Origin of the sequence: Amaricoccus macauensis (genome assembly GCF_049800915.1) — a bacterium.
In the GTDB taxonomy this organism is placed as follows: Bacteria; Pseudomonadota; Alphaproteobacteria; order Rhodobacterales; family Rhodobacteraceae; genus Amaricoccus; species Amaricoccus macauensis_A.
Window position 1 is genome coordinate 530,360 of the sequence record NZ_JBNAFY010000003.1, and the last position, 17,800, is coordinate 548,159.

The 17,800-nt window shown below is 63.8% G+C and carries 17 protein-coding genes; 13 read left to right on the forward strand and 4 right to left on the reverse strand.

Annotated features, from left to right (window positions below):
- Positions 1 to 57 precede the first annotated feature (57 nt).
- From ACP15W_RS10275 to ACP15W_RS10300, 6 genes are all read left to right on the forward strand, one after another.
- The gene (locus ACP15W_RS10275; RefSeq protein ID WP_424932784.1) at positions 58 to 1,104 is read left to right on the forward strand and encodes an HD domain-containing phosphohydrolase; all 1,047 of its coding nucleotides are present in this window, start codon (positions 58 to 60) and stop codon (positions 1,102 to 1,104) included.
- 41 nt (positions 1,105 to 1,145) lie between these two features.
- On the forward strand, positions 1,146 to 1,649 hold the full coding sequence (locus ACP15W_RS10280) for a hypothetical protein (protein WP_424932785.1): 504 nt from the start codon (positions 1,146 to 1,148) through the stop codon (positions 1,647 to 1,649).
- 3 nt (positions 1,650 to 1,652) lie between these two features.
- Positions 1,653 to 3,869, forward strand: a complete 2,217-nt coding sequence (locus ACP15W_RS10285) for an ATP-binding protein (protein ID WP_424932786.1) — start codon at positions 1,653 to 1,655, stop codon at positions 3,867 to 3,869.
- Positions 3,870 to 3,992: 123 nt separating this feature from the next.
- Positions 3,993 to 4,646, forward strand: a complete 654-nt coding sequence (trhA, locus tag ACP15W_RS10290; protein ID WP_424932787.1) for a PAQR family membrane homeostasis protein TrhA — start codon at positions 3,993 to 3,995, stop codon at positions 4,644 to 4,646.
- A gap of 213 nt (positions 4,647 to 4,859) precedes the next feature.
- Positions 4,860 to 5,621, forward strand: a complete 762-nt coding sequence (locus ACP15W_RS10295; protein WP_424932788.1) for an electron transfer flavoprotein subunit beta/FixA family protein — start codon at positions 4,860 to 4,862, stop codon at positions 5,619 to 5,621.
- A complete protein-coding gene (locus ACP15W_RS10300; protein WP_424932789.1) occupies positions 5,621 to 6,547 on the forward strand; it encodes an electron transfer flavoprotein subunit alpha/FixB family protein in 927 nt (308 codons plus the stop codon). The genes ACP15W_RS10295 and ACP15W_RS10300 overlap by 1 nt, the downstream gene beginning before the upstream one ends.
- A 54-nt stretch (positions 6,548 to 6,601) precedes the next feature.
- Here the strand turns inward: ACP15W_RS10300 and ACP15W_RS10305 are convergent, their stop codons facing one another.
- The 3 genes from ACP15W_RS10305 to ACP15W_RS10315 form a co-directional block, all read right to left on the reverse strand.
- A complete protein-coding gene (locus tag ACP15W_RS10305) occupies positions 6,602 to 7,261 on the reverse strand; it encodes a hypothetical protein (RefSeq protein ID WP_424932790.1) in 660 nt (219 codons plus the stop codon).
- 65 nt (positions 7,262 to 7,326) lie between these two features.
- Positions 7,327 to 8,100, reverse strand: a complete 774-nt coding sequence (gene recO / locus ACP15W_RS10310; RefSeq protein ID WP_424932876.1) for a DNA repair protein RecO — start codon at positions 8,098 to 8,100, stop codon at positions 7,327 to 7,329.
- 98 nt (positions 8,101 to 8,198) lie between these two features.
- Positions 8,199 to 9,071, reverse strand: coding sequence for a mechanosensitive ion channel family protein (locus tag ACP15W_RS10315; RefSeq protein WP_424932791.1), 873 nt, complete (start codon positions 9,069 to 9,071; stop codon positions 8,199 to 8,201).
- Positions 9,072 to 9,227: 156 nt separating this feature from the next.
- On the opposite strand from ACP15W_RS10315, the gene chrA reads away from it, so the two are divergent.
- The 4 genes from chrA (at position 9,228) to queG (ending at position 12,998) form a co-directional block, all read left to right on the forward strand.
- Positions 9,228 to 10,436, forward strand: a complete 1,209-nt coding sequence (gene chrA / locus ACP15W_RS10320; protein WP_424932792.1) for a chromate efflux transporter — start codon at positions 9,228 to 9,230, stop codon at positions 10,434 to 10,436.
- Positions 10,437 to 10,491: 55 nt separating this feature from the next.
- Complete coding sequence (mtgA, locus tag ACP15W_RS10325) at positions 10,492 to 11,169, forward strand: monofunctional biosynthetic peptidoglycan transglycosylase (RefSeq protein ID WP_424932793.1); 678 nt, start codon at positions 10,492 to 10,494, stop codon at positions 11,167 to 11,169.
- 82 nt (positions 11,170 to 11,251) lie between these two features.
- Complete coding sequence (locus tag ACP15W_RS10330; RefSeq protein ID WP_424932794.1) at positions 11,252 to 11,917, forward strand: glutathione S-transferase family protein; 666 nt, start codon at positions 11,252 to 11,254, stop codon at positions 11,915 to 11,917.
- Positions 11,907 to 12,998: a tRNA epoxyqueuosine(34) reductase QueG gene (queG, locus tag ACP15W_RS10335; protein ID WP_424932796.1), complete on the forward strand. Its 1,092-nt coding sequence runs from the start codon at positions 11,907 to 11,909 to the stop codon at positions 12,996 to 12,998. The genes ACP15W_RS10330 and queG overlap by 11 nt, the downstream gene beginning before the upstream one ends.
- Here queG and ACP15W_RS10340 read toward each other — a convergent pair.
- Positions 12,925 to 13,665: a tetratricopeptide repeat protein gene (locus ACP15W_RS10340; protein ID WP_424932797.1), complete on the reverse strand. Its 741-nt coding sequence runs from the start codon at positions 13,663 to 13,665 to the stop codon at positions 12,925 to 12,927. The two genes, queG and ACP15W_RS10340, sit on opposite strands and share 74 nt — an antisense overlap.
- Before the next feature lie 49 nt (positions 13,666 to 13,714).
- On the opposite strand from ACP15W_RS10340, the gene ACP15W_RS10345 reads away from it, so the two are divergent.
- From ACP15W_RS10345 to ACP15W_RS10355, 3 genes are all read left to right on the forward strand, one after another.
- A complete protein-coding gene (locus ACP15W_RS10345) occupies positions 13,715 to 14,578 on the forward strand; it encodes an SDR family oxidoreductase (protein WP_424932798.1) in 864 nt (287 codons plus the stop codon).
- Positions 14,579 to 14,745: 167 nt separating this feature from the next.
- Complete coding sequence (locus ACP15W_RS10350; protein WP_424932799.1) at positions 14,746 to 16,875, forward strand: YjbH domain-containing protein; 2,130 nt, start codon at positions 14,746 to 14,748, stop codon at positions 16,873 to 16,875.
- Complete coding sequence (locus tag ACP15W_RS10355) at positions 16,872 to 17,543, forward strand: YjbF family lipoprotein (RefSeq protein WP_424932800.1); 672 nt, start codon at positions 16,872 to 16,874, stop codon at positions 17,541 to 17,543. Before ACP15W_RS10350 ends, ACP15W_RS10355 begins: the two co-directional genes overlap by 4 nt.
- Positions 17,544 to 17,800: the final 257 nt, after the last annotated feature.

Sequence of the window (17,800 nt, forward strand, 5' to 3'; positions counted from 1 at the left end):
AATGAGGTTCACCTTTTCGTTGTATCTACGGCTACGCCGAAAACGGGGAGGATAAGCGTGCACGTACTCGTGGTGGAAGACAATTCCATCAATCTGGCCGTTCTGAAAACGATCGTTTCCCGTATCCCCGGGTGTTCGGTCAGCGGGTTGGAGGATCCTCTCGAGGCGTTGTCCTTTGCGGGCCGAACGCCGTGCGACCTCGTTCTCGTAGACTTCAACATGCCGCGGATGAACGGCGTCCAGTTCGTGCAGAATCTGCGCGAGAACCCGACTCATGCCCATGTTCCGGTGATCATGATAACGGCGGACAATGACCGCGACCTGCGCATCACGGCAATCGAGGCCGGGGCCACGGATTTCCTCAACAAGCCGGTCGATCCGGATGAACTCAAGGTTCGCGTCACCAACCTCCTCAAGCTGCGCAAGGCACAGGTCGAACTCGCCAATCGCGCGGTCTGGCTCACCCGAGAGGTCGAGGCGGCCACCAAGGAGTTGCTTCTCCGCGAGGAGGAAATGATCTGGCGGCTGGCACGCGCGATCGAATACCGCGATGGCGGAACGGGCGAACACATCAACCGGGTCGCGGCCATTTCCAGAATCGTCGCCGAAGAGCTCGGTCTCGACAGGAACCACTGCCGGGACATCTATCTTGCCGCCCCGCTTCACGACGTTGGAAAGATCGGTGTCTCGGACTCGATCCTGAACAAGCCCGGCGGCCTCGACTCGGCGGAAACTGCCGCCATGCGCGAGCACGTCAATTACGGCGCCAACATTCTGGCAGACGGGCACAGCAACCTGCTGAAGGTCGCCGCCAGCATCGCGAAGTCGCACCACGAACGCTGGGACGGAACGGGCTATCCCGATGGCCTCGCGGGTAAGGACATTCCCATAGAGGGCCGGATCGCCGCCATCGCGGATGTCTTCGACGCGCTCTGCACCGACCGCCCTTACAAGCGGGCCTGGAGCCTCGACCGCGCAAGGGAACACATCAGTTCGGAGGCCGGCGCCCATTTCGATCCGCAGTGTGTGGCCGCCTTCGAACGCGCTTGGCCGCGCATCGCAGACTACATGAGCGAGACAGTAAGCGAAGCACGATCAGCCTGAGCCCCCGAAGAGAGATCCTGCCAGAAAGACGGAGCAACGAGATGAGCATTAGGTTTGCCGCAATCCTCACAGGGGCGATCGCCCTCGCCACCCCCGGACAGGCGGGCCCGCTCGAACAGCCCGAAGGCATGGTCATTCTCACGGTGACGGGGGCGGTCTCCGAAACCAATGCGCCCGAGGGAGCCCAATTCGACCTGGCCATGCTCGAAGCCCTGGCAGGCACGCAGATCACGACCGATACGCCATGGTATGACGGCGAGCGCACCTTCGAGGGGCCCCTGATTTCCGCAATCCTCGAAGCGGTCGGTGCCGAGGGCGAAACCTTGAAGGTAACGGCCATCAACGACTACTCGGCGGAAATCCCGGTCTCGGACGTGACGACATATCCCGTCATTCTCGCGACCCGGATCAATGGCGAAACAATGTCGATACGCGACAAGGGGCCGTCTTTCGTCATCTACCCGTTCGACCGGTCCCCCGCACTCTACACCGAACTCTACTTCGGCCGTTCCGTGTGGCAGGTGAAATCGATCGAGGTCAACTGACCCGTGCATGCCGACACCGCAAAGCAATTCCCCTCACCGGCGGCAGATCTGAGCGGTTTCAAACGCCGACAGCTTGCGGGTTGGGCGCTCATCCTCGTGGTTGTCAGTGTTCTGATGTTCACCACGCTGACAACGATGTTCACCGGGTTGAACGAGCGCAAGCAGGACTTGGCGGCGAGCGTGCGAGAAAATGCGCTCTGGGCCGCCTTTCAGGCCGATCTCGAAGCCAATCGCTTCATCATCTCGATCCTTGAAGCACTGGCGGACCCCACGGCGGAAAACCTCGCTGACCTGCGCATTCGCTATGACATCCTCTACAGCCGCGCCGCAATTCTATCCGAATCGCGCTTTTCCGCGATGTTCGAGGCAGAGCCGAGCGCCTTGGCCGTTGCGGTCAGCACTCGGGAAGAAATAACTTCACTGGCTCAAGTCATCGACGCCTTCGAGGGCGATCTTGCCCTGAAGTCCGGCCTGCCGGCCCTCCTGGATGCAGCGTGGAAGATCAGGGCGACGACAGCGGCGCTGACATTGGAGGCGAATTCGGCGGTCAATCTCGCCAAATCCGCCTCCCGTGAAGAAACACGCCACGGCTATCGCCAGATCATGATGAGCGTCATCGCCCTGGTCGCCATGCTGGTTCTGCTCGTGCTGCTTCTCATGGTCCAGCTCCTGCAAATCACGAACGCCGGCAAGCAACTTGCCGATCTGAACCGGAGGAATGAGCGCGCACGAAAAGCCGCCGAAGCCGGAAACCGCGCGAAGTCGGCTTTCCTCGCTTCAATGAGCCACGAGATCCGAACCCCACTGAACGGCATCATCGGCATGGCAGAAGTCATGGCACAGAACCCGATGGAACCATCCCAGGCGGAGCAGCTCAGCCTGATCCGCCGCTCGGGCGACCACCTTCTCGATGTCATTAATGACATTCTCGACTTCTCGAAACTCGAATCCGGAGCGGTCGAAGTCCGTGTCGTCCAGTTCGATCTGGCGGAAGTCACCGATTCCGTTCTGGCCCTGCTGGAGAACCGCGCGAAGGAACGCGGACTCGACCTCACGATGCAGGCGCCCGACATCTCGATCCGGACGGACCCCGCGCGCTTGCGTCAGGCCCTCATCAACCTCATCGGAAACGCCATCAAGTTCACCCCCGATGGCTCGGTCCGGGTTCGTGTCCGGGAGTTGCCCGGCCAGTCACTCCGTTTCGAGGTGGAAGACACCGGTGTCGGAATCGCCCCTGATGCCGTCGGCCGGCTGTTCAGGGAGTTCAGCCAGGTCGATGAGAACCACAACCGCCGTTTTGGTGGGACGGGCCTCGGCCTTGCAATCAGCAAACGGCTCATCGAGGCGCTTGGCGGCAGGATCGACCTCGAATCGACGCTCGGCAAGGGAACCCGTTTCTGGTTTGACCTGCCAGTCGCCCCGATCCTCACGGCGGTTCCCGCCAACAGGGAAGAAACCTTGCGAAGCGCCGAGACGGCGCGCTTCAATGGCAGCGCCCTCGTGGTTGACGACAACCCGATCAACCTCCAGGTCGCCCGCGCCTTGCTCGAACGCTGCGGCCTCGAAACCGACATAGCGCATGACGGGCAAGAAGCCCTCCGGCTCATCGCCTCATCTGATTTTGATGTGATCTTCATGGATATGCAGATGCCGGTCCTCGACGGGCTGGAAACCACGCGGCGCCTGCGTGCGGATGGCTGCAAACTGCCGGTCATCGGCCTGACAGCAAATGCCTTCACGTCGGACCGCAATGCCTGCCTCGAAGCCGGCATGAACGATTTCATGTCAAAACCGGTCACCCTGGAGAAGCTGCGTGCCATGCTCTCCCCCTGGCTCGAACCGGACACTACCGACACGCAAACCACGAATGCAAACGAAGCGGAGGTGATCGAAGAGCCTGAAGCAACGGTGCAGGCCGATACCGCCTACCGCGATGCACTCATCAGCGAGATCGGCCCGGAGGTCTACAACACGCTGATGGCGAATTTCATTGACGAGGCCAGGTCGCTCCTCGAAACCGCGCGGACAACGAAAAGCGATGAAGAGCGTGACCGCAGCCTGCATTCCCTGAAGGGGTCCGCTCTGACGCTTGGCCTCAACAGGGTCGCGGCGCTTGCAGAAGAGGTCCGCAGAGCGGACGGGGCAGGACCGGAACAGTTCGACCGCATCTCCTTGGTTCTCGCGGCGGATACGGCAGCCTCCACGGTCAAATGCGCATAGTACCCGATCAACTAATTGGGATCGCATCGACCCGGAATATTAAGGATAAGTTGAGGCCATGTTCGCGCTTTGGCAAAGTTTTGCTACTATCTAGTTGGGGGAGTTAACTGGGGATCGGTTGAAGTGGATCCAGTCAGACCAACGAGAGCAGAACGGGTTTCGGACGCCGTGGTCCATATCACCGGTGTCGTTCTTGCACTGATGGCTGCGCCGGTCCTGATCACGTTGGCCGTCATCCGCCTCGGCGATCCGACCTATGTCACCGCGGCGGTCATCTACGGGGTCAGCCTCGTTCTGATGCTCACCTGCTCCGCTTTCTATCACCTCCTGCCCGCGCCTGCCTGGAAGGACTGGCTGCGCAGGCTCGACCAATCGGCCATCTACTTCAAGATCGCGGGCACCTACACGCCGTTCTCCATACTCGCCACGGGGACCACCGGCGCCTTTCTCGCAGGTATCTGGAGTGCCGCACTGGCGGGTGCCGCCGCCATCATCTTCGGCCCCAACTGGCTCAGACGCCCGAGCCTCGTTCTCTATCTCGGGATAGGCTGGGCCGGGCTGATCGCAGGCGGATCGCTCTTTGCGGACATGAGCCCGGTGGGGTTCGGACTGATCCTTGCCGGCGGCTGCATCTACACGTTCGGCGTGTGCTTCTTCCTCTGGGAAAGCTTGCCGTTCAACACGACGATCTGGCACGTGATGGTGCTTGCGGCCTCTGCGCTCGTCTACTCTGCCGTCATCGTCGAATACTGGGGACGCGCCCCAACCCTTGTCTGAACGGGGCCGTTCTCGCGCGCTTCGTTTCATTCAGGCGAATTCTTCCGGTCAGAAATGACAACAGATCGCCCGCGAGACGCACGTTTGTGTTGCACCGCCGTTTTCAGACCCTTATCCAGCCATATCGAATGTAATAGGGAAGGGTGCTGACCGAATCCGCAACCCTTGGCGGCGGTAGGCCATCTCGGTGCCCAACAGAAAGAGGTAGCGTCCATGAAGGTCCTCGTGCCCGTAAAGCGAGTGATCGACTATAACGTAAAGGTGCGGGTCAAGGCTGACGGCACCGGAGTCGATCTCGCGAACGTCAAGATGTCCATGAATCCGTTTGACGAAATTGCGGTGGAAGAGGCCATCCGGCTGAAGGAGAAGGGTGCCGCCAAGGAAATCGTCGTGGTCTCCATCGGCGTGAAGCAGGCGCAGGAAACCCTGCGCACGGCGCTGGCCATGGGGGCGGACCGCGCGATCCTCGTGAAAGCCGCCGAAGACGTCCACACCGACATCGAACCCCTTGCGGTCGCCAAGATCCTCAAGGCCGTGATCGATGCCGAGGAGCCGGGCCTGGTGATCGCCGGCAAGCAGGCGATCGACAATGACATGAACGCCACCGGCCAGATGCTCGCAGCCCTTCTGGGCTGGCCGCAGGCAACCTTCGCCTCCGAAGTGGAGATCACCGGCGAAACCGCGAAAGTGACCCGCGAGGTCGATGGCGGGCTTCAGGTCATCGAGGTCAAGATGCCCGCGATCGTCACCGCCGATCTCCGCCTCAACGAGCCGCGCTACGCGAGCCTGCCCAACATCATGAAGGCCAAGAAGAAGCCGCTCGAGGAGAAATCCCCCGAGGATTACGGCGTCGACGTGAGCCCGCGTCTCAAGGTGGTGAAGACCTCCGAGCCCTCGGCCCGCAAGGCCGGCGTGATGGTCGGATCCGTCGATGAACTGGTCGAGAAGCTGAAGACCGAAGCGGGAGTGATCTGATGGCAGTTCTGGTTTACGCGAAACACGACAATTCCTCGCTCAACGACGCGACGCTGAAGACGATGAGCGCCGCGAAGGCAATGGGCGGGGACATCACCCTCCTCGTCGCCGGCGACAATTGCGCGGGCGTGGCCGAAGAGGCTGCGAAGCTCGATGGCGCTACCAAGGTGCTCCATGTCGAGGGCGCGCAGTATGGCCACCGTCTGGCCGAGCCGCTCACCGATCTTTTCCTGAGCCTCGCGGGCGACTACGAGCATATCGTCTTCCCGGCCACCACGACCGGCAAGAACGTCGCGCCCCGCCTCGCGGCGCTGCTCGATGTCATGGTGATTTCCGACATCACCGGCGTGGTCGATGCCAATACCTTCGAGCGGCCGATCTATGCCGGCAACGCGATCCAGACGGTCGAGAGCACAGACGCCAAGAAAGTCATCACGGTACGTGGCGCAAGCTTCGACTCCGTGGGCGAGCAGGCCCCCTGCCCGATCGAAACCGGCGCCGCCGCCGCCGATCCCGCCATCTCGACCTGGATTGAGGACCGCGTGCAGGAAAGCGACCGGCCCGAGCTCGCCTCGGCCAAGGTCATCGTCTCGGGTGGCCGTGGTGTCGGCTCGGAGGAGAACTTCGCCATCATCGAGAAGCTCGCGGACAAGCTCGGCGCGGCGGTCGGGGCCTCCCGCGCCGCAGTCGACTCGGGCTTTGCCCCCAATGACTGGCAGGTTGGCCAGACCGGCAAGGTCGTTGCGCCCGATCTCTACATCGCCGTCGGCATCTCGGGGGCGATCCAGCATCTCGCGGGCATGAAGGACAGCAAGATCATCGTTGCCATCAACAAGGACGAGGAAGCACCGATCTTTCAGGTTGCCGATTACGGCCTTGTTGCCGACCTGTTCGAGGCCGTGCCGGAGCTTGAAGGCAAGGTCTGAACAGATGCCGGTGCGCGGCTCGACCGGGCCGCGCAAACCGACCGGTCGCGTGCCTCAGCGCAGGACCGGATTGAACGTGATGGTGTAGCTGTCGGTATTGGCGGATTCGATGCAGTCGATCTTGACGAACATTTCCTCCGCCTCTCCCGTCGTGAGCTGAAGCTCGTTCTTCCCGCGCAGCAGGGGATTGAGCCCCAGATATTGCTCGTCTTCATCGAAGAAGCTCGCCCGACAGCCACGCCCGGCCTCGGCGATTTCCACTTCGATCTCATCCGCAGGAACGTTGCGCAGGTCGAAACGGTACCAGTCCACATCAATGCCTGAATGGGTGCCACCCAGCAGCTGCCCGAGCTCCAGCACGGTCGCGCCGTCCTTCTGGTCGTTCTGCGGTTCGTTCTCGAGGCCGAAGTGCCCCCCGGCGCGCCGGAAGCTCGTCGCATCCGACCCGGGGCGGAGATTGGCCGGAGCGATCTTCGCCAAGACGGTATGTGTGCTGTTGGGGGCAACAATGGGCGCGGAGAATGTCGCCAGACCGCTGAAGAAGACGGCAAACCCGGCCGATGACGCCGAGACCTGAAGGTTCCCTATTCCGATGGTCGCGCCGCCGCCGCCCGGCCCCTCACGGAGCATCAGCCAGAAGCCGGCAACCGCGAGCAATCCGCCACAGGCCATCAGGGTGATGAGTTCAAGCGATTCGGTGGCAAGACTAATCATCAGCTGATGCCCCTGGGGATGTCATGGCTCGGGGTTCAGGCTGAATGAATTTGGTTAATGTCTCGTTAGGGTTCTGCAGCCTCGGCCAGGGGATCGGAATGCCCGTGGCGGCGGAGTATCACATCCACTGCCCGGCCGCGCGCCGCCGGAACCCGCTCGCGCGCCAGGCTCGGCCCCAACCGCGCCTCGAGGAAATGCCCGGTCAGCCTGAAGGCCGCAGCCAGATCGGCGCCTGAAACCGGGATCGCCGCATCCCAGCCGGAGCGCAGGAACTCCGGCAGGGGCAGCAGCTTGTCGGCCCACGGAGCCCCGCCCTCCCGGCTCACTGCGCAGCCCGACCGGGGAGAGACCCACACCAGATCCTCCGTGCCCCCCGTGGCTGCACAGCGCGAGAAGTCGAGCCCGAAGCCCAGTTCCGCCAGAAGGGCCAGTTCCCAGGCGGCATAGAGGCAGGGCCAGTCCTGCGCGACGGCGAGGCTCTCGACCAGTTCCAGTGTCGTGGCATAAAGCTGGGGATGGGCCTCGCGCTCGGGCAAGCTCGCCGTGACCAGCGCACTGATCGAGCCGAGCGCGGCGAGTGCCGCCCGATCGGAAAGGATCAGTGCCATGTTGCTGGGTTTCGGATCGACGCGAAACGTGCCGATATGATCCTCCAGCCGCGCCTGCCAGTCGAGCGCGAGCCGTGCGCCGGGTTGAAGAATTGGCGCCATGCGCCGCGATCCGCCCCCCCGCACCACACCGGCATGGCGACCATGGCCATGCGTCAACACTTCGATGATTGCCGAACTTTCTCCGTGTCGCCGGACCGTGAGAAGGATGCCCTCGTCGCGCCATTCCATCTGTGCGGCCAGCCCCATTGCTTCCCGGTCCTCGCATCCCGGACCATGATACATGCGCATTTAAGCCCAATTGCCGGGTCTGCGAAAGACGGGCCTCGTCAGCCATCATGCTGCTGCATATGCAGCGGTTCCTTGAAGGTGAGCGTACGATACGGGAAGGGGATCTCTATTCCGGCCTCATCCAGCGCCGTCTTGATCGCGGACACGACAATGTCTCGCGAGCGATGCTCCTCGATAGGTGTGGAGCCGGTCCACCATCGCACCACAAAATCGATGGATGACGCGTTGAACTCGCGCGCGAACACCTCGACTGATTGGGATGCATCGACGCTTTCGAGGCCATTCACTGCACGAAGGATCACGTCTCGGGCGGCATCGACATCTTCGCCATAGGCAACCCCGACGACCAGATCTATTCTGCGCAGCGGCTGATCCGTGAGTATCCGGATCGGATTCCCGAAGAGGTAGGCATTCGGGACCAGAACCAGTTCTCCGGAGCGCTTTCTTATATGCGAGTCGCGGATCGTGATGCGCTCCACCTTGCCCGAAACATCCGCGCATTCGATATCGTCACCGATACGCATCGGCTCGCGCACAAGTATGAGAATGCCGGCCAGGAAGTTCTCGAATATGTCCTTGAATGCGAACCCGACAGCAATCGAGCCCAGACCGAGTCCTGCCAAGGCCTTGGTCGGCGTCAGGTTCGGGAACAGCACCGTGGCACATATCACGAGACCACCAACCCAGATCGCCGTCCGGACAAGCGATTGAATTGCGCTCTGAAGCGACTCGCGCATCTTGGTGCGTCGAAACGCCCGTGAAAGGCTCCAACCGGCGAGCATGGCCACGAGCATTGTCAGAATCAGCACAAACAGCGCTGCAATGATGTTCGGGAACACCGCGATCAGGGATCGCACGAAGCTTTCAACCTGCCCTATCAAGATCCGGACCGGTTCGATGTCTTCCAACACGTTCCACCGCCTTTGCCCGGCGCAACCCCGCACCGTTCAGCCAATCCAACGCATTGCGCGCTCAACTGGTTCCCAACACGTTTTGGGGTTCGGAGGTGCGCCCGGTTCCACTATTGCTCCCCTCATTCGTTGGCATGAAGGGGGCAATTGCCGGATATGACCGTCAGACATGTTGTTCAGAGCTCCACCGTCGAGACCCTGCTGATTTTCCTGCGGCTGGGCCTCACCTCGTTCGGCGGCCCGATCGCGCATCTGGGCTACTTTCGCACCGAGTTCGTCGAGCGCCGCCGCTGGATGACCGAGGCGGCCTATGCCGATCTCGTCGCACTCTGCCAGTTTCTTCCCGGCCCCGCCTCCAGCCAGACCGGTTTCGCCATTGGCCTCATGCGGGGCGGCTGGACCGGCGCCATGGCGGCCTGGATCGGCTTCACCCTGCCGTCCGCACTCGCAATGGTGCTCTTCGCCTATGGGGCCGCCGGGCTCGACAGCGGGATCGGCGCGGGCGTGATCGCAGGGCTGAAGGTGCTGGCCGTGGCAATCGTCGCGCATGCAGTTCTCGGAATGGGCCAAAGCCTTTGCAGGGGGCGCGCACGCATCTCCATCATGCTCGCGGCGATGGTCCTGCTGGCCCTCTGGCCCTCCGCCGTTGCGCAGATCCTTGTCATCGTGATGGGCGGCCTCCTGGGCCTTCTGATCCTCAGGGATACCAACGAGCCGTCGCACGCCACGAACCGCCCACAAACTCCGCGCGGTCACCCTGTTCTGATCTTTGTCGCCTTGGGACTCCTTGCCCTGACACCGGTGCTTGCGAGCCTCGGGATCGGCGGTCACGCGGTGGCCGTGTTCGATGCGTTCTACCGCGCCGGCGCGCTCGTCTTCGGCGGTGGCCATGTGGTTCTGCCACTGCTGGAAAGCGCGGTGGTGGACCCCGGGTGGGTCACGCCGGAGGATTTTCTCGCCGGTTACGGCGCGGCCCAGGCGGTTCCCGGCCCCCTTTTCACTTTCGCGGCCTACCTCGGTGCAGCGGACATGCAAGGCACTTCCGGCATCCTGACCGCGGCCATCGCCCTCGTGGCAATCTTCCTGCCCGGGTGCCTCCTGGTCGCCGGCACACTTCCGCTCTGGGATCGACTGAGGGCCTGGAAAGGGGCGCGCGCCGTGCTTGCCGGCGTCAACGCCGCCGTCGTCGGCATCCTGGCGCTGGCGCTCTACGACCCGGTCTTCACTGCCGGGATCCGCGACCCGCTCCATGTCACACTTGCCACCGCTGCCTTCCTCGCACTTCAGGTCTTTCGCAGCCCTGTCTGGGCCGTGGTGATCTCCATGGCACTCGCTGGCGGCTTGCGCGCGGCCCTGGGAATTTGACCACGCTTGCCCGGCCGCGCGTTTCACGGCAGAACGCGCTATGGTTGTGTCTGGCGTGAAACGGTTGCTGCGGCGAATCGGGCGATGGCTGCTCGGGGCCCTGCTCGTGCTTGCTGCGCTCGCGGTCTGCTCGGTGCTGCTCTACCGCTGGATCAATCCGCCCCTCACCTGGCTGATGGTCAGCGAATGGCGGCGCCTGGGCCAGATCGAACGCCAATGGGTTCCGCTCGAAACGATGTCGGCCCATGTGCCGCGCTCTGCAGCCGCCGCGGAGGATGCGAATTTCTGCCGCCACTGGGGCTTCGATCTCGACGGCATCCGTGCGGCGCTGGCCGACAGTTCTCGGCTCCGCGGCGGCTCCACGATCAGCCAGCAGACCGCGAAGAACGTTTTTCTCTGGCCGGACCGCACCTGGACCCGGAAAGGACTCGAGGCGGGCTTCACATTGCTCATCGAGACGCTGTGGTCGAAGGAACGGATCATGGAGGTCTATCTCAACGTGGCCGAATTCGACGAAGGCGTCTTCGGCGTGCAGGCCGCAGCGCAGGAATACTGGGGGCTCGACGCTGCCGAACTCGGCCCGCTCCGTTCGGGTAGGCTGATGGCCGTGCTTCCGAACCCCAAGGACCGCTCACCGGTTTCGGGCGACCCCTGGGTCAATGCCCGGGGCGCGCGGATCCAGAATGGCGCGGCCACAATTCGGGTCGATGGCCGCGCCGCATGCTTTTCCTGATCCAATCGCACCGCTGCGGGTTGAAAAGCGCGCAAGCAGATTTGATAACAAAGCACCGAGGGAAAAGAGAAAAGACAGTCACATGCGCCGCCTTTACCATCTGCCGCTCTCACCGTTCTGCCGCAAGGTCCGCTTGGTGCTGGCCGAAAAGAAGATCGAAGTGGAACTGGTGATGGAAAAGCCGTGGGAACAGCGGATGGATTTCCTCCGCATGAACCCCGCCGGCCAGGTGCCGGTGCTCAAGATGGACGGCCTGACACTCTGCGACTCGACCGCGATCGTGGAGTATCTCGAGGAGCGCTACCCCGAATCCGCGCTGCTGCCGCGCAACCCGGCCGAACGGGCCGAGGCGCGCCGCCTCGCCGCCTGGTTCGACTGCAAGTTCCACAACGAAGTCACCGCCAACCTGCTCTACGAACGGGTGAACAAGAAACTCGCCCGCACCGGATACCCCGAGGGCACAAAGATCCGGGCCGGGCGGCAGAACATCAACTTCCACCTCGACTATATCGGCTGGCTCATCGAACACCGCCGCTGGCTCGCCGGAGATAGCCTCACAATCGCCGATTTCGCCGCCGCGGCGCATCTCTCCTGCCTCGACTACACCAGCGACATCGACTGGACCCGCAACACGGGGCTCCACGAATGGTACTCCAAGATCAAATCGCGCCCGGCCTTCCGCTCCATCCTTGCCGACCTGGTGCCGGGCTTCACCCCGCCCGTGCACTACGCGGACCTTGACTTCTGAGGCCCTCGCCCGGCGCCTCAAGGCGCGCGCCCGCACGGAGGGCTTCACCGCCGCAGGGCTGTGCAGGCCCGACGCAATCCCGGATGCGCCCAGGCGCCTGAGCGAATTTCTTGCAGCCGACTTCCACGGACAGATGAACTGGCTCGCGGAACGCAGCCACTGGCGGGAAGACCCGCGCGCCCTCTGGCCCGAGGCCCGCTCGATCCTGATGCTGGCCGAAGCCTACACTCCGGGTGAGAACCCCCTCACATTGCTGGACCAGCGCGAGATCGGCGCGATCAGCGCCTATGCCCGCGGGCGGGACTACCACGATCTGGTCAAGAAGCGCCTCAAGCGTCTGGGCCGCTGGCTCGTGTCCGAAACCGGTTGCGAGATCAAGGTCTTCGTCGACACCGCCCCGGTGATGGAGAAACCACTGGGCCAGGCAGCAGGCCTCGGATGGCAGGGAAAACACACCAATCTGCTGGGCCGTCATCTGGGCAACTGGTTCTTCCTCGGCGCGATCTTCACCACGCTCGACCTGCCTCCCGATCCGCCCGAGCGCGAGCATTGCGGTTCCTGCCGCGCCTGCCTCGACATCTGCCCGACCAACGCCTTTCCCGCGCCATTCCGGCTCGATGCCCGGCGCTGCATCTCCTACCTCACCATCGAGCATCACGGGCCCGTCGACGAGGAGTTGCGCCCGCTCATGGGCAACCGGATCTACGGATGTGACGACTGCCTCGCAATCTGTCCCTGGAACAAGTTCGCGCAGGAGGCCCGCGAAACCGGCTATCTCGGCCGTGCCGAGCAGATGCGCCCTAGGCTCGCCGACCTCGTCGCGCTGAATGATGCCGGATTTCGAGAGGTCTTTTCAGGCTCCCCGATCAAGCGGATCGGCCGCAACCGCTTCGTGCGCAATGTGCTCTACGCCATCGGGAATTCCGGCGACCCGGCGCTGGAAGCCGCGGCCCGCCCCCTGCTCGACGATCCCGATCCGGTTGTGGCGGATGCCGCCCGTTGGGCGATCAGCTGCCTCGCTCAAGCGCAGCCAGATTGCGCCGCGCCGGTGTCGCCAGCGCATGGTCGGGATAGAGCTTGATGAGCTTCAGCCAATAGTCCCGCGCGCTGGAAAGATCATCGAGATCGACCGATGCCGCCCCGGCCTCGAACAGACCCTCGGGCAGTTCCGGCGAGATCCGCAAAGCAGCCTGTGCGCTCCAGAGCGCCTCCACATGCATCTCGTCATGTCGCAGGGTCGCCGCCCTGAGCGCATGGGCACCCGCATCACGCGGCCGCTCCGCGATGAGCTGATTGAGCGCGTCCGTCGCACCAGCCCAGTCACCGGCGGCGGCCATAACCCGTGCCTTGAGGCGCAGCCGCTGCGGGTCCGTCGGGGAAAGCTGGCTCGCCCTGTCGAGGGAGGCAAGCGCGAGCCCCGGCTGTCCCGCATCAAGCCAGAGACCGGCCGAATCCTCGAAGAGCACGACCCGCAGGTCCCGTGGCATGGCGCGGCTCGGGTTTTCCGCCACGCTCGACAGCAGACGGGCCGCGGTCGCCGTCGCGCCGAGAGCCTCCAGCGCAGCCGCCTCGCAGATCTTGGCCGGAACCCCGCCACCGGACCGCGCCCATTGCCCCGCCTCTTCGCGCGCAAGCTGCGGATCGGATGCGATGGCAGCCTCACATTCCGCGGTCGATCCTATATCCGCCAATGCAGGCGCCGGAGCCGGCAGCAGGAGCCAGAAAAGCGTCAGACCCTTTCGCAACACGTCGGACATCTCCTAAAAGGATAGCGGTCAGGCAACACGAGGATACCCCATGGAATCGCCCACCCTGCTGACCGTTGGACATGGCTACGCGGCAGCCGCCCTTGCTGCAAGCCTCGGTCCCGCGTGGCGCAGGATCGGCACCGTCCGAAGCGATCAAAAATCCGTGGTGCTGCGCGCAAGCGGTGTCGAACCCGTGATCTGGGATGATGCCGAAGCCGTGGACGCAGCAATCCACGCGGCGACACACATCCTCGTCTCCATCCCACCCGGCGAGGAGGGCGACCCGGCCCTGCTTCGCCACCACGCAGCTTTGAAGTCCGCCCCCCGGCTCGAATGGGTGGGCTACCTCTCCACTACCGGGGTCTACGGAGACCGGCAGGGCGGCTGGGTGGACGAAACCTCGGATCTCGCGCCGGTCAACGCCCGCAGCGCGCGCCGCGTCAATGCCGAGCGCGCCTGGATCGCGACCGGCCTGCCGGTTCATATCTTCCGCCTCGCCGGCATTTATGGCCCCGGCCGCAGCGCCCTCGAACGGCTCCGCGCCGGTCGCGCCCAGCGCATCATCAAGCCGGGCCAGTATTTCAGCCGGATCCACCGTGAAGACATCACGCAAGTGTTGCGCGCCTCGCTCGCGCATCCCGCACCGGGCCGCGCCTACAATCTCGCTGATGATGAACCCGCACCGCCACAGGATGTCATCGCCTATGCCGCCGACCTTCTCGGCCTGCCCTGCCCGCCGGACATTGCCTTCGAGGACGCGGATCTCTCCCCTATGGCACGTTCCTTCTATGCCGAGAGCAAGCGGGTCTCGAATGCCCGCATCAAGGAAGAACTCGGTGTTGCCCTGCATTTCCCCGATTATCGGGCCGGGCTGGCCGGGATCCTCGCTGCGGAGGAAAATGGCACGGGTTGAGGGCAGCAGCGCCACATGACCATTGAAATTGCCGCATTTCTGCAATGCACACTGGAAATCACCGCCAAACTTCGCCATGCATCGGCGAACTAGGATGAAAAGGCGCAGAATGCGCGCCGCGGGGTAGGCAGGAGATGGGCGAGAGGTTTCCTTGGGCGGCATATGCCATGGCCGGGTTTGCCACCACGGCAGGCATCGCGACGGCAGTTCCCACGCAAGCGCAGGCACCCGAGCCGCGCCCGAGCCTCAATCTCTATGGCGAAAGCGGCCTCATCGACATGCCGAGCGCGCAGTCGCAGCCTGACGGCCAGCTCAGCGCAAGCTATTCCCAGTTCGGCGACACCACCCGGCGCAACTTCACCTTCCAGATCCTGCCCCGCCTCTCGGGCACGTTGCGGTATTCCACCGTCCATGACTGGGGCCGCCCGGACGAACCCGACTACGACCTCTTTGACCGAAGCTTCGATATCCGGTTCCAACTCCTAAAGGAGCGCGACTGGCAACCGGCTCTTGCCGTGGGCTTGCGGGATTTCCTCGGAACCGGCGTCTACTCCGGCGAATATGTGGTCGCAACGAAGACCATCGCGCAGGATTTCACCCTCACCGCCGGGCTCGGCTGGGGGCGGCTCGCCGGCGACAACACGTTCAAGAACCCGTTCTGCTCCGCCATCGATTCCATGTGCGAGCGTGAGAACGATTTCGATCAGGGCGGAAAGCTCTCCACCGACACCTGGTTCCGTGGCGAAGACATGGGCTTCTTCGGCGGCATCGAATGGCGCACGCCCATCGAGAACTTCACCCTGAAAGCCGAGTATTCCTCCGACGCCTACGAGCGCGAAGAGGACCGTGTCGGCTTCGACCGGAAATCGCCGCTGAACTTCGGTGCCGAATACCGCATGTGGGATGCCGTGACCTTCGGCGGCTACTACATGTATGGCTCTACTGTCGGCTTCAATATCGCCATCTCCGGCAACCCCTACGACCCGCCAACCCCGCAGAACCTCGGCGCAGGCCCCGTGCCGATCGTCGAGCGCCCGATGGAAAACCGCAACAACACCGGCTGGGTCAACGATGCCGATGCCCGCAACCGCCTGACCGAAGGTGTGTCGAAGGCGCTCAACGGCGAAGGTCTCACCCTCGACCAGATCCGCTTCCACCCGCGTGAGGTCGATGTCGTCATCGTCAACCGCCGGATCAACGCGGCGCCCAAGGCCATCGGCCGGACGGCGGCAATCCTCGCCGCTGCCATGCCCTACTCGGTCGAGACCTTCCGCATCACGACGCTGGAAGAAGGTCTGCCCACCACCACCGTCTCGGTGAACCGGACCGATCTCGAGAATCAGGCCAACCGCCCCAATGCCGGTCTTCAGAGCTGGCAGACCACGGATCTCGCAGGCGCGCTGCCTTCGCTCGGCGGCCAGGTCTGGAGCCGGGATGTCTACCCGCTCTATGACTGGGCGCTGATACCGGTGCCGACGCTCCAGCTCTTCGCCGGGGAAGACGGCTTCCGGCCGCAGCTCACCGGCGAGTTCCGCGGCAGCGTCTCGGTCACGCCGCACCTGTCCTTCTCGACCCGGATCCGCCAGCCGATCCTCGGCGCCTTCGACGATCCCGGCCCGGAAGAGGAAGAGCGTTCGCTCCCGCCGGTGCGCCGCGAATCCGCCCGCTACTACGCCGGCTACAATCCCAAGCTGATGCGCCTGACCGGCGACTACATGTTCAAGCTCAATCGCAACACCTATGCGCGCGGCTCCGCCGGGTTCCTGGAACGGCAATATGCCGGCTTCAGCGGCGAGGTGCTCTGGAAACCGGTCGAGCAGGACTGGGGTCTCGGCCTCGAGCTGAACCACGTCTGGCAACGCGACTACGACGATTTCATCGGCTTCGACTATTACGACTATGATGTCACCACCGGTCATGCCTCGCTCTACTGGGACACCGGCTACAAGGGCATCGAGGCCCAGATCGACGCGGGCCGTTATCTCGCCAAGGACTGGGGCGCGACCTTCTCGCTCACCCGCTACTTCCCGAACGGCTGGTCGGTCGGCGCCTTCGCCACCTTCACCGATGTGACCGACGACGAGTTTGGCGAGGGCAGCTTCGACAAGGGCATCACCCTGACGATCCCGCTCCGGTGGGCCACGCCGTTCGAAACCCGCCAGACGATCGACGGCAGCCTGCGTTCCCTGTCGAGCGACGGCGGCGCGCGGCTCAATATCGCCAACCGCCTCTACCCGATCATCCGCGAACAGGATGCGGCGCGCCTGGAGCGCAACTGGGGAGCATTCTGGGAATGATGAAAGGCCTCGCGATCGCCTGCGTCTTCGCCCTTGCCGCCTGCGGCAGCGGACGCAACCTCGTCATGGAACGCGCGCTCGAAGACCTCACCGAGGACATCCTTGGTGGCGATGCCGCCGATGACGCACCCGCCCGTGCACTCGGCCGCGCCGAGATCGAGGCGGCGAACCGGCCGGCGATTCTGGCCCGCCTGGTGGGGGACAGTTCCGTCACCGTGCTCTACCAGGCCACGGCCAATGGCCCCTACGACAGCTATATCTCCGAACTCGGCCAGACCCTCGTCCTGCACGGCCATCTTGTCACCGGCACGCGCGGCCTGGGCTACGACCTCCTTTCGGTCGCCACGTCCCGCAACGACCCCGTGGTGCGCCCCACACCGCTCTCGAACTGGCCGCAGACGGTGAACCGGACCTACGAGTTTCCCGCCTTCTCCGCGCAGGGTCGGATGGAGACCTATCGCTGCATCTTCGAGCTGGGCGATGCGTCCGAGGCAGTCATCCTCGGGCGCAGGCATACGGGCATCGAAGTGAGCGAAACCTGCTCCGGCCCCGACGGCACGTTCGAGAACCTGCACCTGGTCGATCCCGGCTCCGGCCTGATCTGGCGCAGCCTGCAATGGACCGGGCCCGACGTGGCCCTCATCGACCTGCAGATCGTCGCCCGCTAGAGCAAAGGCGGCTCGGGCTCTCGCACACTCCCGAAAACGACCTGTCGCGCGGGACGACACCCTGCAGGCCCGGATCTGTCTTGGATGGTGATTCCGTTCGCAAAGCCCCCGTTCCGGCATTGGAGCACCTTTCCGGTCAGCCAAGACCGATATGCAGACCCGCGATTCGTTCTGAGCAACTGACGCGCAAATCCGGCGCGCCCTTTCTCGCCGGGCGCCCGTTGGCTTGGATTCGCCGCCTGGCAGAAAACCCGACC

What these genes read in the sequence shown, in the direction of transcription:
- ACP15W_RS10305 (WP_424932790.1), bottom strand. Translation starts at nt 7,261, where the DNA reads ATGATTAGTCTTGCCACCGAATCGCTTGAACTCATCACCCTGATGGCC.
- recO (WP_424932876.1), bottom strand. Translation starts at nt 8,100, where the DNA reads ATGGAATGGCGCGACGAGGGCATCCTTCTCACGGTCCGGCGACACGGA.
- ACP15W_RS10345 (WP_424932798.1), top strand. Translation starts at nt 13,715, where the DNA reads ATGGAATCGCCCACCCTGCTGACCGTTGGACATGGCTACGCGGCAGCC.
- ACP15W_RS10330 (WP_424932794.1), top strand. Translation starts at nt 11,252, where the DNA reads ATGCGCCGCCTTTACCATCTGCCGCTCTCACCGTTCTGCCGCAAGGTC.
- ACP15W_RS10355 (WP_424932800.1), top strand. Translation starts at nt 16,872, where the DNA reads ATGATGAAAGGCCTCGCGATCGCCTGCGTCTTCGCCCTTGCCGCCTGC.
- ACP15W_RS10350 (WP_424932799.1), top strand. Translation starts at nt 14,746, where the DNA reads ATGGCCGGGTTTGCCACCACGGCAGGCATCGCGACGGCAGTTCCCACG.
- ACP15W_RS10295 (WP_424932788.1), top strand. Translation starts at nt 4,860, where the DNA reads ATGAAGGTCCTCGTGCCCGTAAAGCGAGTGATCGACTATAACGTAAAG.
- chrA (WP_424932792.1), top strand. Translation starts at nt 9,228, where the DNA reads ATGACCGTCAGACATGTTGTTCAGAGCTCCACCGTCGAGACCCTGCTG.
- ACP15W_RS10280 (WP_424932785.1), top strand. Translation starts at nt 1,146, where the DNA reads ATGAGCATTAGGTTTGCCGCAATCCTCACAGGGGCGATCGCCCTCGCC.
- ACP15W_RS10300 (WP_424932789.1), top strand. Translation starts at nt 5,621, where the DNA reads ATGGCAGTTCTGGTTTACGCGAAACACGACAATTCCTCGCTCAACGAC.